Source organism: Lentzea sp. NPDC092896 (genome assembly GCF_044754905.1).
GTDB lineage: Bacteria > Actinomycetota > Actinomycetes > Mycobacteriales > Pseudonocardiaceae > Lentzea.
Window position 1 is genome coordinate 911,356 of record NZ_JBIVPX010000002.1, and the last position, 14,310, is coordinate 925,665.

The window sequence follows — 14,310 nt, forward strand, 5'->3', positions numbered from 1 at the left end:
GAGGCCTTGCGCAGCAGTGCTTTCGCCGCGCCCGCACCAACGCTATTGCCGCGCACGGCGGCCTGCATGACGGCCGGCCGGTCCAGCGGAGTGGTGCGGCTCACCTGGGCTCGTGAGCCGGGATGAACGCCATCGCCGGGGCAGGCGTATCCCCCTGCAGGGCGTCGCGCACCGTGGTGCCGGGGCCACCGAAGGAGGAGCACGGATGAATCCCACCGCTCACATCGCCTTCCGCGTCGCCGCCGCGTTCGTGGTGCTCGGGCTGGGCGGGGCGTTGATCTCCGCGCTGGTCGGCCTGGTCCTGGCGAACGTCGGGCCCGCGGCGGGCGCGAGTGTCTCGCTCTGCGCCAAGGACGGCGTCGTTCCGGCTGGAGGCAAGGACTACCTCGCCCAGAACAACGTGTGGAACGCCGCGACGCCCCAGTGCATCACCGTGGGGGACCAGTCGTTGCGGATCGAGAGCGCCGGGCACGACGTGTCGCCGGACGGCGCCCCCGCTGCCACTCCGTCGTTGCTCAAGGGGTGTCACTGGCAGGAGTGCACCGATGTCGGCGGCCTGCCGGTCCAGGTGTCGGCGATGCCGCGCGTCACGAGCAACTGGGTCAGCAGTCAGGTCGACGCCGGGGTCTACAACGCCGCCTACGTGGTGTGGTTCCACAGCGGGCCGGTCGCCGAGGGCACGCCGGACGGTGCCGAGATGGTGATCTGGCTCCGCAGCCACGGTGGTGTCCGGCCAGGTGGTGTTCTGCTGGCGCGGGAGGTGGCGATCTCGGACGCCCGGTGGAACGTGTGGCTGGCACGTGACCAAGGGCGGGTGCGCATCACCTACGAACGCATCGGTGAGGCCACCGCCGTCAAGGACCTCGACATCAGCGCGTTCACCGGGGACTCCGTCGGACGCGGTGTGGTCTCGCCGGACTGGTACCTGATCGCGGTCGAGGCCGGGTTCAACCTGTGGCGTGGTGGCGCGGGCAACGCCATCGAGAACTTCTCCGTTTCCGTCGACGACCAGAAGCCCAGGAGGGCACTGGGGACCGCCGCTCCCGCGCCGTGTTTCGCCGCCCTGAACGTGGAGGAGACCTGGACGGGCGGGTTCCGCGCGGTCGTGGAGGTGACCAACGTCGGGGACTCGCCGGTCCAGGGCTGGATCCTCGACTGGACGTTCCCCGACGGCCAGCACGTGGAGAAGGCGTCCGCGGCTCAGGTGACCCAGTCCGGCTCCGCGGTCCGCGCGGTCGGCAGCGCGCTCGAACCGGGGAGGTCCACCAGCTTCGACGTCGTCGGCAGTGGCGTCTCGCCCGGCATCGTGTCGATCACCTGCACACCTGCCTGAGCGCGCTGGGGCTGAGGCGGCCGTCGTGGACCTCGGCGATCTGGTCCACGCCGGTGAGGTGGCCGCGGTCGTGGGTGACCAGGACGGTGGCGGTGGCCCGCTGGTGGGTGAGCCGGGTGAGGAGGTCGAGGACGGCGGCTCCGCGTTCGTGGTCGAGGGCGCTGGTGGGTTCGTCGACCAGCAGGACGGTGGGGGCGTTCATCAGGGCGCGGGCGATGTTCACGCGCTGGCGCTGGCCGCCGGAGAGCTGGTGCGGGCGGCGTTGTGCCTGCGGTGCGAGGCCGACGGCGTCGAGCAACTCCAACGCGCGGGCGCGGGCCTTGGCCGGGGAACGGCCGTCGATCTGGGCCATGACCTGGAGCTGTTCGCAGGCGGTGAGGGCGGGCAGCAGGTTGGGCTGCTGGAAGACGATGCCGATCTTGTGGCGGCGCAGGTCGGTGAGGTCGCCGCGGGTCATGCCGGTGGTCGTGGTGCCGTCGACGGTGACCGTGCCGGAGTCGGGGGCGATGAGGGTGGCGGCGACCGCGAGCAGGCTGGACTTGCCGGAGCCGGAGGGGCCGACCACGGCGGTCAGGCTTCCTCGGGGGACGTCCAGGGTGACCTGGTCGAGCGCCGTGAGGCGGGACTCGCCGTCGGGGTAGGTGAGGGTGACGTCCGTCAGGGTGAGGCTCATCGGGTGCTCCCCAGGGCGGTCAGCGGGTCGACTGAGGTGATGCGGCGGATCGCGAGCGCGGCTCCCAGCGCACCGAGCACGACCATCACCGCGGCCGGGACGAGCACGGTGGCGGGGGTGAGCACGAACGGGACGGCGGAGCCGGCGAGGGCGGCACCGAGGCCTGCGGCGAGGCCGGTGCCGAGGAGGGTTCCGCCCGCGAGCAGGACGACGGCCTGGCCCAGCGCGTCCTTGAGCAGCCCGGCCGTGGTGGCGCCGAGCGCCTTGAGGACGGCCACGTCACCGCTGCGCTGGATGGTCCAGACGGTGAAGAAGGCGCCGATGACCAGTGCGGAGATGGCGAACAGGAAGCCGCGCATCAGCTGCAGGGAGCCGTTCTCGGAGGCGTAGGAGCCGATCGCGGACAGGGAGTCGTCCGTGGAGACCGTCCTGGTGCCCGCGGCGCGGTCGGTGGCGGCGAGATCGGCGCCGGAGGTCGTGGTCAGGGCGATCACGGTCCCGAACTGGCTGCTGGACGGGGGCGCGGTCGCCCGCCAGACGTCGAGGGTGGTCCAGATGACCGGGGTGTGGCTGAAGGACGCGTCACCGGACACCGCGGCCACGCTCAGCTTCCGTCCACCCACGGCGATGCTGTCACCGGACTGGATGCCCAGGTCGGCGGCGGCCGCGGTGGACAGCACCGCGGACTGCTCGGTGAGCTTCCCGCCGTCCGGGACGAGAGGAGATCCGGTGAGCACGCCGAAGACCGAGACACCGGCGCTCCGGTCGCCCGCGGTGGCCTTGGTGGTGGTGATGCCCAGCGGTTCGGCGGTGGTGACGCCAGGGGCGGTGGCCCACTGCCGCCACTGCGCCTCGGTGACGGTGGAGTCGGCGTAGGACAGCCCCTGATCACCGCTGGGCGCGGCGAAGGCGATCCGATCGGCGGGCAGGCCGGTGATGGCGGAGACGTTCTGCCGGCCGAGTCCGGCGGTCAGGCCGGACAGCAGCCCGACCAGCAGGGTGATCAGCACGATCACGGGTTCCCATCAGGGCGAAACGCCCCTTGGCGAACCGGAGTTCTCTCCAGGCGACGAACAAGGCCTCTGTCCTCACAGCGGGGGATCGGTACGTCTCCACGGTCGCCGCCGGCACCCTGCCGCGGCATCTGGCCGTGGATGGCACTTCCCGAGCCGGAAGACAGCGCCCCGCCTACACCTTTCGACAGAGGCGGCTCCCGCTGCTCGGACGTAGCCTGGACGCACCGTGAACGCCGCCGCTCTGACACCGACCAACCGGGTGCTGACCTGGTGCCTGCACCTCCTGTTCCTCGCCCTGCTCGTCCTGGCGATGGCACGGGCCGTGGCCGGGGGACACCCTCGGGCCACGGCGATCGTCGTGGTCGCGGTGGTCTGCGGCGCGATGTACGCGGCCGGACCGGCGCTACCCCGCGTCCGCACGTCCCGGCTCGCCGCCGCGCTGTGGCTGGGCGCCGTCAGCGCCGTGTGGCTGGTCCTGGTGGTGCTGACCGCCGACGGCGTGTGGGTGGCCTTCCCCCTGTACTTCCTGCAGCTCCACCTGTTGCCGCGCCGGGCGGGCCTGGTCGCGGTGATCGCCACGGCGCTGGCCGCGGTCACCGCCTTCAGCGCGCACCAGGGCGTCTTCAACCCGGCCGCCGCGATCGGCCCGCTGCTCGGCGCCGCCGTCGCGGTCGCCGTCGTCCGGGGCTACCAGGCGCTCTACCGGGAGAGCGAGCAGCGCAGGCGCCTGATCGAGGAGCTCACCGCGACCCGCGCCGAGCTGGCCCGCGCCGAGCACACCGCCGGGGTGCTGGCCGAACGGGAACGCCTGGCCCACGAGATCCACGACACCCTCGCCCAGGGGCTGTCCAGCATCCAGCTGCTGCTGCGGGCCGCGGAACGGCAGCTGCCCGACGCCTCCGGCAACGCCGCCCGCTACGTGGACCAGGCCCGCCAGGCCGCGGCGGACAACCTCGCCGAGGCACGCCGTTTCGTCGCCGCCCTCACCCCGCCCGCCCTCGACGACACCACGCTGGCCGGTGCCCTGGAACGCCTGTGCGCCACCACCAGCACCCGTCACCGGATCACCGCGCGGTTCCACCTCACCTGCGATCCGGTCCCGCTGCCGACGGCACACGAGGTCGCCCTGCTGCGCATCGCCCAGGCCGCCGTCGCGAACACCGTCCGGCACGCGGGCGCCACCACCGTCGAGATCACCCTTGGTCACCTCGGCGACGAGGTCGCGCTCGGCGTCGTCGACGACGGAACCGGCTTCGACCCCGAGCGCCTGCTGGCTCCCGATCCCGGCGAGGGAGGGTTCGGCCTGGCGGCCATGCGCGCCCGCGTCCGTGCGCTGGGCGGTTCCCTCACCGTCGAGTCGGCCCCCGGCCACGGCACCGCGCTGGCCGCCCGGCTTCCCCTGCCGGAGGCCCTGTCATGACCGGCACCCCGATCCGCCTCCTCCTGGCCGACGACCACCCCGTGGTGCGCGCGGGTCTGCGGGCCGTGCTGGAGACCGAACCCGGCCTCGTCGTGGTCGCCGAGGCCGCGACCGCCGAAGCCGCCGTGGCGCGCGCCGGCGAGGGCGACATCGACGTCGTCCTGATGGACCTGCGGTTCGGCCCCGGAATGACGGGAGCCGAGGCGACCGCCGCCATCACCGCTCGTCCCGGCGCGCCCCGCGTTCTCATCGTCACCACCTACGACACCGACGCCGACACGCTGCCCGCCATCGAGTCGGGCGCCACCGGGTACCTCCTCAAGGACGCCCACCCCGACGACCTGGCCGCCGCCGTCCGCACCGCCGCCGCAGGACGGACCACCCTCGCCCCCACCGTCGCCGACCGGCTCCTGAACCGGATGCGCCTGCCCGACGCCGCGTTGACCCGCCGGGAGATCGAGGTGCTCGGCCTGGTCGCCGACGGGCTGTCCAACCGGGCCGTCGCGGCGCGCCTGCACCTCACCGAAGGCACGGTGAAGTCGCACCTGGCCCGCTGCTACACCAAACTCGGCGTCGACTCACGCACCGCCGCCGTCGCGACCGCGACCGACATCGGCCTGATCCGCCGCCGGTGAGGGTGACGCGGTCCAGGTCCCGATCGCGTTCAGCAGGTGGTCGATCATCGCGTCGGTGACCGGGCGGCGCTCGAACATGCTCCGGAACACCAGGGGGCCGATGAGGAACGCCGGGGCGTCCAGCAGGTCGGCTGACGCCTGAAGCTCGCCGGTCCGTGCCGCCGAGTCCAGGGCCGTGCCGAGCTGGCCGCTGATCGTGGCGATGAGCTGTTCCCGCCGAGCGGTCGCGTCGGGCTCGTCCGGTGCTCCGTGGAACAGCGCCGCGGTCACCGCCTGGATCTCGGGCAGGGCCAGTTCGTCCGCGAGTGTGCGCATCTGCCGCGCCAGCCAGGGGCGGACGGGCGGGACGGGGTCCCGGAAGAACGGCATCCGGACGCCCGCCATTGTGTCGTCGAGCAGCAATTTCGGCTGTGGCCAGTGGCGGTACACGGTCGCGCGCCCGACTCCCGCGCGTTTGGCGACGTTCTGGTGGGTGACCGCGGCCGGACCGTCCTCGCGGAGGAGTTCCCGTGCGGCGGAGAGGATCGCCTCGCGGCTGCGGGTGATGCGCGGGTCGGTGGAGTCGGCCATGGCGACATCTTATGAGACAACTTGACTCAGAGGCACGCGGGACGGCAGAGTGGAACTTATGAGACAAGATGACTCACAGAGTTCCCGATTGGTGGTCCTGGGTGCGAGCGGTGGCACTGGAAGGGCTGTCGTCGACGTCGCGTTGCGCGCCGGGCACGCCGTCACCGCCGTCGTGCGCCGCAGCGACGCGATCCCGTCCGCGCCCGGTCTGACCGCGGTGGTGCTTCCGGTGCTGACCGATCTGGCCCACGTCGTCGCCGGCCACGACGCGGTCATCAGCGCGCTCGGCACCAACGACCCCGGCCCGTCCACGGTCTGTTCGGACGGCATCCGCGCCGCGTTGCTCGGGATGAAGGCGGCCAACGTGCGCCGCCTCGTCGCTGTGAGTGCACACGGTGCGGCGGAGAGCCGCGACCGGTCGCTGTACTCCCTGCTGCTCTGGGCGTCGGTCAAGCACAAGATGCGGGACAAGGAGGTGATGGAGGCACTCATCCGGCAGTCCGATGTGGACTGGACGATCGTCCGCCCTCCCGCGCTGAAGGACACCCTGGCGACCGGCGGCTACCGCACGGGCAACGATCTGCGCATCACCGTGACCTCCTCGGTGTCGCGCGCCGACCTGGCCGACTTCCTCGTGCGCGAGGCCGTGCGACCGGCGTTCGTCCACCAGACCCCGAGGATCGCCGCATGACCGTCCACAGTGGTCTGACGGACCTGAGCGGCCAGGTCGCGCTGGTGACCGGTGGCGCCGGCGGAATGGGCAGGGTGATCACCGCGGAGCTGGTCCGCGCCGGCGCCCACGTCGTGATCACGAGCCGCGACGGGGAACGCGGGGAAGCCCTGCGGCGCGAGATCGGCGCCGACCGGGTGGAGGTGCTCACCGGCGACCTGTGCGTCCGCGCTGACGTGCGCCGGCTCGCCGCCGAGTTCTCGCGACGTCACGACCGGCTGCACCTGCTGGTCAACAACGCTGGGGCGCACTACCGCGACCGGCGCCTGACCGTCGACGGCGTGGAAGCGCATCTGGCCGTGAACCACCTGGCCGGGTTCACGCTCACCTACCTCCTGCACGACCGTCTCCGTGCCGCCGCGCCCAGCCGTGTCGTCAACGTCGTCTCGGCGACCATGTCCGACACCCGAAGCGTGCCGCTGTTCGGCAGGCCCCGGCCGGTCCCGCTCGACCTGGCGGGCGTCACCGACCTGCGCGAGCTCAATCCAGCCGAGGGCTTCGCGCCGTTCACCGCTTACGCGAGGGCCAAGTTGCTGAGCACGATCTGCGGCTACGTCTTCGCCGACCGGTGGCAGGACGAGGGCGTGACGGTGAACGCCGTGCATCCCGGACTCGTGAGCACGAGCATCGTCGACGACATCACGCCCGCCGTGCTCACACCGTTCCGGTCGCTGATCCACAGTCGTTTGCTGACACCGGAAGCAGGCGCGGCGGCCGCGCTGCGCCTGGCCACGGATCCCGGCCTCGCGACCGTGACGGGCCGCTATTACGTGCGGGACAAGGAAGAACGGTCGCCCAGCGTCTCCTACGACCCCGCCACGCGCGCCAAGGCCTGGCAGCTCAGTGCCGACTGGGCAGCGCTTGGCGGCTGAGCAGACCTGTCGGTACCCCGCGCTACGGTGCCGCCGTGAATCCCAGGAACGCGAAGATCCTCGACCAGATCCGCACCGAGGCGCTCACGCGGAACATCCCGGAACCCGATGTGGACCGGTGGCTGGAGCTCGTTCGCCCGTCCGCGCTTCTGACACTGGACGGGGACGGGCCGGTCGTGGGCCGGTTCGGCGGTCCGATCATGCTTCCCGCCGGTGTCGAGACGCAGGAGTACCCGCTGGTCGCGACCATCGACTGCGCCGCCCTTCCCCTGGACGCGACGGATCTCCCGCTGCCGACGGACGGCAAGCTGTTGTTCTTCGGCTATCCGGAAGAGCCGGGGATGGGCGAGGTGCTGTACGTGCCGGAAGGCGCGGAAGTCGTGGAACGGGAACTGGATCCTGAGTCCTACCCGGCTTGCAGCGACCAGTTCGAGGAGATCTGCGACGAGTACCCGCAAGGCGACATCCACCTCACGGCTGATGTGTCCCTGCCGTTCGTCGGCACGGTCGACGCGCCACCGCCCGTCTACCTCGTGCCGGTGCCGGGGCACCCCCACTCCGAGGCGCTGGCCGAGGTGTGGGCGGACCAGTGGGGCGGAGCGACCCTGGTGCTGGGCGGGTACGGCACCGACAACAACGGGTGTGCCGCGGCCGAGATCGCCGTCCTCGGTGCTGTCGCCGACGAGGACCAGGTCCTGTTGCTGGAGTTCAACGTCTACCGGTCGGGCGGGGGAGCCGGCATGTTCTGGGTGATCCGGCGCGACGACCTGGTCGCACGACGCTTCGACCGCACGCAGGTACTCCTGGACTGGAATCCCTGAGAGCACATGCGGGCGCGAGTTCCACTCGCGCCCGCACCGGGTGCTCAACTCATACGCAGGCGTAGAACCGCGTCAGGCTTTCCTGCGGGAACCACTCGTTGACCGCGCAGTGGTAGACCCTGCCGGTGGCTTCCTCGTGGATGTCGACGTACTCGGCGTACCAGGCGTCTGACTCCCGGCCGCTCTTGCCCAGGCTGATGTAGCCGATCGTGCCGAACGACGGGTGCCGGTACGGCCCGAACGTCCACGTCTCGCCGCGGTGGAAGTCCCGGTCGAACTGCATCGGCGCGGACTGGCCCTCGGTGCCGAACATCGTCACCCGGACGGCGTCGTCGGTGTCCGCGTTAGACAGGTTGCCGGTGCGGAAGGTGAGGTAGTAGGTGCTGATGCCGTCGGCCGAGGCGGGAACGACCGCGGTGAGCGAGCCGAGGACGACCAGTGCCGCGGAGAGCAGCACAGTGCGGATCTTCATCTTCTCTCTTCCTGTAGACGTGAACCGTGACGCCGATACGGTCGCGCGCGACGGTGGCCGGTCAGTGGTCGTCCAGCGGCCGCCTAAGCTCGCGATCATGACGAAGCACGGGTGGACCGCCGACGACCTTCCCGACCTGACCGGTCGCACCGTCGTGGTGACCGGTGCGGCCAGCGGCGTGGGCCGCGGCACGGCGACCGCCTTCGCCGCCGCAGGGGCCCGCACGGTGCTCGCGGTGCGCGACGTCGCCGCCGGCGAACGGGCGGCGGCCGCCATGTCCGGCACCACCGAGGTCCGTGAACTGGACCTGGCGAACCTGGCGTCGGTGCGCGCGTTCGCCGAGGGCTGGCAGGGCGGACTCGACGTCCTGGTCAACAACGCCGGGGTGGCGATGACCCCGCACGGCCACACGGCGGACGGGTTCGAGCTGCAGTTCGGCACCAACCACCTCGGCCACTTCGCGCTGACCAACCTGCTGCTGCCCTCGATCACCGACCGAGTGGTGACCGTGGCCTCCGGCGCGCACAAGGCGGGCGTGCTCGATCTCGACGACCTCGACTTCGCCCGCGCCGGCTACACCCCGGTGAAGGCCTACGGCCGGTCGAAGCTGGCGAACCTGCTGTTCACCCTCGAACTGGAACGGCGGTGCCGCGAGGCCGGATCGTCCGTGCGCGCGCTGTCGTCGCACCCCGGCTACTCGGCGACCAACCTGGGCACGAAGGGCCGCAACCCGCAACTGGTCAAGATCGTGCACCTGGCCGGGCGTTATCTCGCGCAGACCGAGGCCCAGGGCGCGCAGCCGTCGTTGTACGCGGCGACCCAGGACCTGCCAGGCGCAAGCTACGTCGGCCCGGACGGACGCTTCGAACTGCACGGCCACCCCGCGCTGGTGGGCCGGTCGGCGGCGGCCAGCGACCCGGTGCTGGCGCGGCGGCTGTGGGAGGCGTCGGAGCGGCTCACCGGGGTGACCTTCCCGCTGACCGCGAAGCCCTGAGTTCGCCGCCCTGCCCAGGGTTCCGGGTGGGTGTGACACACCCTGCCGGAAATCCCGGTCCGGTCCTAGCGTCGAGATCATGAACGACGAACAGGTGATCGCGGAGCGGCACGGCCGGTGGGTGTTCGGCTGGGACCGCCGCGAAGGAGACGAGCCCTTCGACTTCGGACGCGTCTTCGGCGAGTTCTACGACTTCGGCTCACCGGCCGTCCGCCTCTACGACGACTTCGACCCCGGACACAGGGTCGCGACGACCGCCGCCGGCTACGGCGCGATCTGGGAGCCGGCCTTCCGCGACATGGTGTCCGCGCACCACGCGATCGACGACGGACCGCACGTCGTCGCGTCGGGCGATCTGGCCGCGTCCACCCTGAGGTTCGTGGCGCGGATCGCGAATCCCGGTGGCGTCACGGACATCCGGACCACGACCTCGCTCGTCTGGCACCGGATGCCGGACGGGTGGCGGATCATCCGTGAGCACAACTCCACGGAGGTCCTGTCGCCGGGCGAGCTCGACGGGCGTGTCGGCGGCGACGTCAGCTAGTCGACCGCTCTCAGCGCGCGTGCGCTGCGATAGAAGTCCTGCTCTGTCAACGTCTTCAAGACGGCGGCTCGCCGAGCGGCGAGGTCCTGGTCGTCTCCGGCGGAGGTGGCCTTGAGGGCGGAGATCGCGTCGTCGAAGTATCTCTGGAAGTAGCTGAGCCGAAGCGGCGGCTCCGCAGGATCCTTCAGGAGTGCTGCCAACAGCTCTCCCAGCGCCACCGCGCTGGCTGCGGCGTGCGGAGGAAACGCGGCTGTCGCGATCAGCCGGTGGACGGCGAGCAGCACGTCGAGTGTCTCGGAGTTCTCGTTCGATTCCGAAACCGCCGGAGAACCGTCGCCAAGGGATCTGACGATCTCCACCGCGGTAGGTGTCCACACCGAAGCCGGTAGGAAGGAGCTCGCGAACGTCAGAACGCGGATCACGTTGTCACCGGGTCGTCCCCGTCTCGCCCTGGCGAGCAACGCCTCCGGTCGCAAATCGGCGGCCGGGAGGCCATCCGAGGCGTAGCGACTGCTGACGTGGGTGGGTTCGAGCGTCGCGAAGTACTCGAACAGCAGCCGGTGGGCGAACATGTGGCCGTCGCCCACCTTGAGCATCAGCATCCGCGATTCCGCGAAGTCGAGGAAGGCGGTCTGCCGCCACGGGACGACGCCGGCCCCGGCCATCACGGCGCGGCTGCCCCAGTGCCCGAGCAGGGCTCGGCCGCAGTAGAGGTAGCCGCACGCCAGACCGAACACCGCGCCTGCGAGCACTTCCATCGCGCCCCAGTGGCTTTCCAGCACCAATGCCGCCAGTGTCGACACGCCCACGGTGATCAGGCAGAAGAACCACCACGTGTCCCGCAGCGCGTCGCCACCGCGCCGCGTTCCGCCTGCGTAGATCTCCAGCTCGGAGAAGAAGGGGGCGGGCATGATCAGGCCGAGTAACAGGCCCCACAGAGCACCGATTCCCAGCATCCCGAGCATGAGATCGAGGAAGGACGCTCCGAACAGAACGCCGACGATTCCCACCGGCACGCTCGCGATCAGAGCCAGCGCGCCACCGAGCACCGGCAGGGCCACTGCCAGGACGATCCCGAAGGCGATCCAGGAGATCAGGACGAGAAAGACACGTCCGCCGAACGAGTCACCCTCGACGAGAGACACGTTCGGCGGGCTGCTCGATTTCATGATCATGCCGTAGACGATCGCGGTGAACAGCCCCGTGCCCAGTCCTGTGACCGGGTGGACGACCACAGCGATCGGCAGCCCTACCGCGCCGCCCAGCAACACCGAGCCGAGCAGTGCCGCGAGCCGGTTCAAGCGACGGCGGTGCGTCGGAATGAGCCATCTCGTGCTGATGAACTCCGGTCCGTAGAACATCTCGAGCCGTTCCGCGAGCGAACGGGCGATGTAGGCGAGCCAGCGCACGGTCTGTTCCGGCGTGAACCCGGCAAGCTGTCCCTTGCGGCGCAAGGTGCGGTCCACGAAGGCCTCCAAGAGGTGGCGTTGTCCCTCCTCCAACGAGCCCGCGCGACCCACATCGGCGGCGGGGCGTCCTTCGTAGGCACGCACCGCGACGCTCAACAGGAACGGCGTGCGCAACAAGTCCCACAGCACTGGAGCTTCTGCGAGTGCCTGGCGCAATCCCGCGAGCGCCGACCCGAAGCGCTTCAGGTACTTCATCGTCTGGGGCTCGCTCAACGGCTGGATCAGAACGGCCGCCCCGAGCGAAAGCTGATACCCCAGCGCCTCGTAGTCCGCCAGGCGACTGGTGACCACCAGCGGGAGCAACTGATGTCCACTGTGGAACTGATCGATCGCACGCGCGCAAGCCAGTCGCCGATCCGATGACACCTCGTCGAGACCGTCGAGCAGAGGAAGGATGCGATCGTTGGCGACCCAGTGCTCGGCCAGGTCTGGCGAGACGCCGTAGAGCCGTCCTCGCAACTCGTCGACCAGCCACGCTCGCAGCGGTTTGCCGCTCGAGGCCCACGAGGTCAACGGGAACACCACGGGAATCGGTGCGGTGTCGTCACGAGCCGCGGCGTCGAGCAGTTCCTCCAGCAGTGTCAGCAACATCGTCGTCTTGCCCGCGCCGGGCGCACCCAGCACCAGCAGTCCGTCGCTCATCGCGATGACGTCACGAAGGCTTTGGCCGGCCGTCAACACCCGGCGGCCGGCCTCGGGCGTGTCGAGCAGCACGTCCCACGGCCTGACCAAAGCCTCCGGCCGATCCTCCAGGCCCAGGTCGACGAGCGTCTGCCGGTACACCGAGCGCGCCAGCACGCCGTCGATCCATCGGGTGCGGACGTGGGCGAGCATCCGTTCGCGGTTGTAGGCGGCCCGTTCCGGGGTGACCTCCCGTGGTGTGCCCGCACGGTGCAGGCTGATCGCCAGCCAGACGCCGCTGACGACCAGCAGGCCGAGCAGCGGCCACGCCAGCCACAGGTGCGGCTGCCACTTCTCGGGCATGCGCTCGGTCGCCACATTCGTGGCGATGGCGGCGAGCGCCGCCACCAGGTTCGTGGCGACGATGAGCCACAACACGCCGTTGCGCATGTTCGTTCAGTCGCTCGGCTCTCAGGCGCCGTTACACGTAGTGACCAGTGATGACACTGGGGGCATGCGTGCCCGGCCGGAACGATCCCGTTCACGCCGATGAAGCTTCTGCGCCGCGCCTAGCTCTGGACGCGGGCGATGAGGTCGCGCACCGTGGCGAGGACCTCGTCCGGGTGGTCGAGGTGGACGCTGTGCGTCGCGCCCGGCCAGGCCGCCACGTCCGCGCCGAGTGCCGTGGCGAGCCGGTCGTGGGCGAGGCGGACGGCGTGGTCCGGCTTGCGGTCGGCCGTTACCAGCACCGAGGGCAGGCGGGGGAGGTCGGACTCCCGCACGCCGCGGGAGATTTCCGTGATGCCGTGGACCGCACGGGCCAGCGTTCGGATGTCCAGGTCCGCGGTGCGTTCGAGTGCGGCCAGGCAGTCGGGCCGCAGATCACGTCCTCGCGCGGATCGGAGGGCCGCGGATCGGAAGGTCGCGGCCAGGGGGCGGCGCAGTCCTGGCACGGCTGCCAGCTTGCCGAACAGGCCCATCATGCGTTCGAGGCCGGCGCACACGCCGGGATCGTTGATCGGCGTCGGGTCCAGCAGGACCAGGCCCGCTACCTGCTCGGGGTGGTCGCGCGCGAGCAGTACGGCCACGGCGCCGCCGAGGCTTTGCCCGACCACGACGACCGGGCCGCAGCCCAGCCGGTCGACGAGGGCGCTCAGGTGGGCCGCGGCGTCTGCCAGCGATCCGTCCTCGGCGTTCGTGCCGGTGCCTGGGCGGTCGTGCACGATCACCCGCGCGCCGGGGTCCGCTGTCAGGCCTTCCGGCAGGCCGGGGAAGAAGCCGTCGCAGGCCTCCGCGCCGCCGGGTAGCAGCAGCACGGGCGTCCCGGCCTCGCCGTGGACCTGGACTCCGTCGATCTCCACACGCACCCCTTGCTGTGCCGAACCGGTTCGTCCCGTCGATTGTGACACAATCCAATCGGGTACTGTGACACCCCTTGACGACGTGAGGGGTGTCATGGCCGGGACGCAGGCCGCGCCGGAACGGATCGCCGCCGCGGTGCGGGGGGAGTTGCTCGACGGGGTGCACCCCGTGGGCACCCGCTTCCGCGAGGAGGACCTGGCGGAGCGGTTCGAGGTCGGCCGGTACACGGTGCGCTCTGCGCTGCGGCTGCTCGTCGAACGCGGGCTGGTCGTGCACGAACGTCACCGCGGCGCCGTCGTCCCGCAGCTGAGCAAGGAACGCATAGACGAGGTCTTCGACTACCGCAAGGTGCTCGAGCTCGGCGCGCTGCGCATGGCCCTGGCCGCCGGTGCGGACCTGGGGCCGGTGGTCGCCGAGGTGGAACGCCTGGAGGCGCTGGCCGAGCGGACGACGCGGCCGTCGTGGCGCGAGCTGACGCGCGTGCACAGCGCCATCCACACCGCGATCGTCGCGGCGGCCGGCAACCGGCACCTGCTCGACAGCTACCAGCGCTGCGAGGACGAGGTGCGGCTGCTGCTCACCTTCGTCCGCCCCGACTTCGACGTCGTGAGGATGGCGGCCGTGCACCGCGGGCTGGTCGAGAAGCTGCGGCTGGGCGGGGAGGCCGCGGTGGACGCGCTGACCGAAGACATCGACCACACCGGGCGGGCCGCGTTGCTGGTGGCGCTGCGTCGCGCCGAGGAAAGCGCCCGCCTGCTCGGACACTGAACGGAAAAGC

Annotated in this window: 14 protein-coding genes and 1 pseudogene; 9 read left to right on the plus strand and 6 right to left on the minus strand. The window is 71.0% G+C overall.

Annotation, left to right across the window (positions count from 1 at the left end; all coding sequences use genetic code 11):
- Positions 1–205: 205 nt before the first annotated feature.
- Positions 206–1,333, plus strand: a complete 1,128-nt coding sequence (locus ACIQF0_RS15215; protein WP_401029678.1) for a cellulose binding domain-containing protein — start codon at positions 206–208, stop codon at positions 1,331–1,333.
- On the opposite strand, the gene ACIQF0_RS15220 is transcribed toward ACIQF0_RS15215, so the two are convergent.
- The gene (locus tag ACIQF0_RS15220; RefSeq protein ID WP_401029681.1) at positions 1,314–2,006 is read right to left on the minus strand and encodes an ABC transporter ATP-binding protein; all 693 of its coding nucleotides are present in this window, start codon (positions 2,004–2,006) and stop codon (positions 1,314–1,316) included. The genes ACIQF0_RS15215 and ACIQF0_RS15220 overlap by 20 nt on opposite strands.
- A pseudogene (locus tag ACIQF0_RS15225) lies at positions 2,003–3,083 on the minus strand (ABC transporter permease). Before ACIQF0_RS15225 ends, ACIQF0_RS15220 begins: the two are co-directional and overlap by 4 nt.
- 165 nt (positions 3,084–3,248) lie before the next feature.
- Between ACIQF0_RS15225 and ACIQF0_RS15230 the strand changes: the two are divergent.
- Positions 3,249–4,442 carry a sensor histidine kinase gene (locus ACIQF0_RS15230; RefSeq protein WP_401029684.1) on the plus strand — a complete coding sequence of 398 codons (1,194 nt, stop codon included), beginning with the start codon at positions 3,249–3,251 and terminating at the stop codon, positions 4,440–4,442.
- Positions 4,439–5,077, plus strand: coding sequence for a response regulator transcription factor (locus ACIQF0_RS15235; protein WP_360038412.1), 639 nt, complete (start codon positions 4,439–4,441; stop codon positions 5,075–5,077). Before ACIQF0_RS15230 ends, ACIQF0_RS15235 begins: the two co-directional genes overlap by 4 nt.
- Here ACIQF0_RS15235 and ACIQF0_RS15240 read toward each other — a convergent pair.
- A complete protein-coding gene (locus ACIQF0_RS15240) occupies positions 5,021–5,647 on the minus strand; it encodes a TetR/AcrR family transcriptional regulator (RefSeq protein WP_401029688.1) in 627 nt (208 codons plus the stop codon). The two genes, ACIQF0_RS15235 and ACIQF0_RS15240, sit on opposite strands and share 57 nt — an antisense overlap.
- Positions 5,648–5,738: 91 nt before the next feature.
- Here ACIQF0_RS15240 and ACIQF0_RS15245 point away from each other — a divergent pair, with 91 nt between their 5' ends.
- From ACIQF0_RS15245 to ACIQF0_RS15255, 3 genes are read left to right on the plus strand one after another with little or no spacing between them, the layout of a single operon-like run.
- Positions 5,739–6,338, plus strand: a complete 600-nt coding sequence (locus ACIQF0_RS15245; RefSeq protein WP_401029983.1) for an NAD(P)-dependent oxidoreductase — start codon at positions 5,739–5,741, stop codon at positions 6,336–6,338.
- Positions 6,335–7,249 carry an SDR family NAD(P)-dependent oxidoreductase gene (locus ACIQF0_RS15250; RefSeq protein WP_401029691.1) on the plus strand — a complete coding sequence of 305 codons (915 nt, stop codon included), beginning with the start codon at positions 6,335–6,337 and terminating at the stop codon, positions 7,247–7,249. The genes ACIQF0_RS15245 and ACIQF0_RS15250 overlap by 4 nt, the downstream gene beginning before the upstream one ends.
- 35 nt (positions 7,250–7,284) lie before the next feature.
- Entirely contained in the window at positions 7,285–8,070 is a 786-nt protein-coding gene (locus ACIQF0_RS15255; protein ID WP_401029694.1) for a hypothetical protein, read from the plus strand.
- 49 nt (positions 8,071–8,119) lie between these two features.
- Here ACIQF0_RS15255 and ACIQF0_RS15260 read toward each other — a convergent pair whose 3' ends face one another.
- Positions 8,120–8,542 carry a PLAT/LH2 domain-containing protein gene (locus tag ACIQF0_RS15260; RefSeq protein WP_401029697.1) on the minus strand — a complete coding sequence of 141 codons (423 nt, stop codon included), beginning with the start codon at positions 8,540–8,542 and terminating at the stop codon, positions 8,120–8,122.
- Between the two features lie 97 nt (positions 8,543–8,639).
- Between ACIQF0_RS15260 and ACIQF0_RS15265 the strand changes: the two genes are divergently transcribed.
- Positions 8,640–9,536, plus strand: coding sequence for an oxidoreductase (locus tag ACIQF0_RS15265; RefSeq protein WP_401029699.1), 897 nt, complete (start codon positions 8,640–8,642; stop codon positions 9,534–9,536).
- A gap of 79 nt (positions 9,537–9,615) precedes the next feature.
- Positions 9,616–10,080: a YybH family protein gene (locus ACIQF0_RS15270; protein ID WP_401029702.1), complete on the plus strand. Its 465-nt coding sequence runs from the start codon at positions 9,616–9,618 to the stop codon at positions 10,078–10,080.
- On the opposite strand, the gene ACIQF0_RS15275 is transcribed toward ACIQF0_RS15270, so the two are convergent.
- Positions 10,077–12,620, minus strand: coding sequence for an NACHT domain-containing protein (locus ACIQF0_RS15275; protein WP_401029705.1), 2,544 nt, complete (start codon positions 12,618–12,620; stop codon positions 10,077–10,079). The two genes, ACIQF0_RS15270 and ACIQF0_RS15275, sit on opposite strands and share 4 nt — an antisense overlap.
- A 119-nt stretch (positions 12,621–12,739) precedes the next feature.
- Positions 12,740–13,531 (minus strand): alpha/beta fold hydrolase, encoded by a 792-nt coding sequence (locus tag ACIQF0_RS15280; RefSeq protein ID WP_401029708.1) that lies wholly within the window; start codon positions 13,529–13,531, stop codon positions 12,740–12,742.
- 94 nt (positions 13,532–13,625) lie between these two features.
- Here ACIQF0_RS15280 and ACIQF0_RS15285 point away from each other — a divergent pair, with 94 nt between their 5' ends.
- On the plus strand, positions 13,626–14,300 hold the full coding sequence (locus ACIQF0_RS15285) for a GntR family transcriptional regulator (RefSeq protein ID WP_401029711.1): 675 nt from the start codon (positions 13,626–13,628) through the stop codon (positions 14,298–14,300).
- Positions 14,301–14,310: the final 10 nt, after the last annotated feature.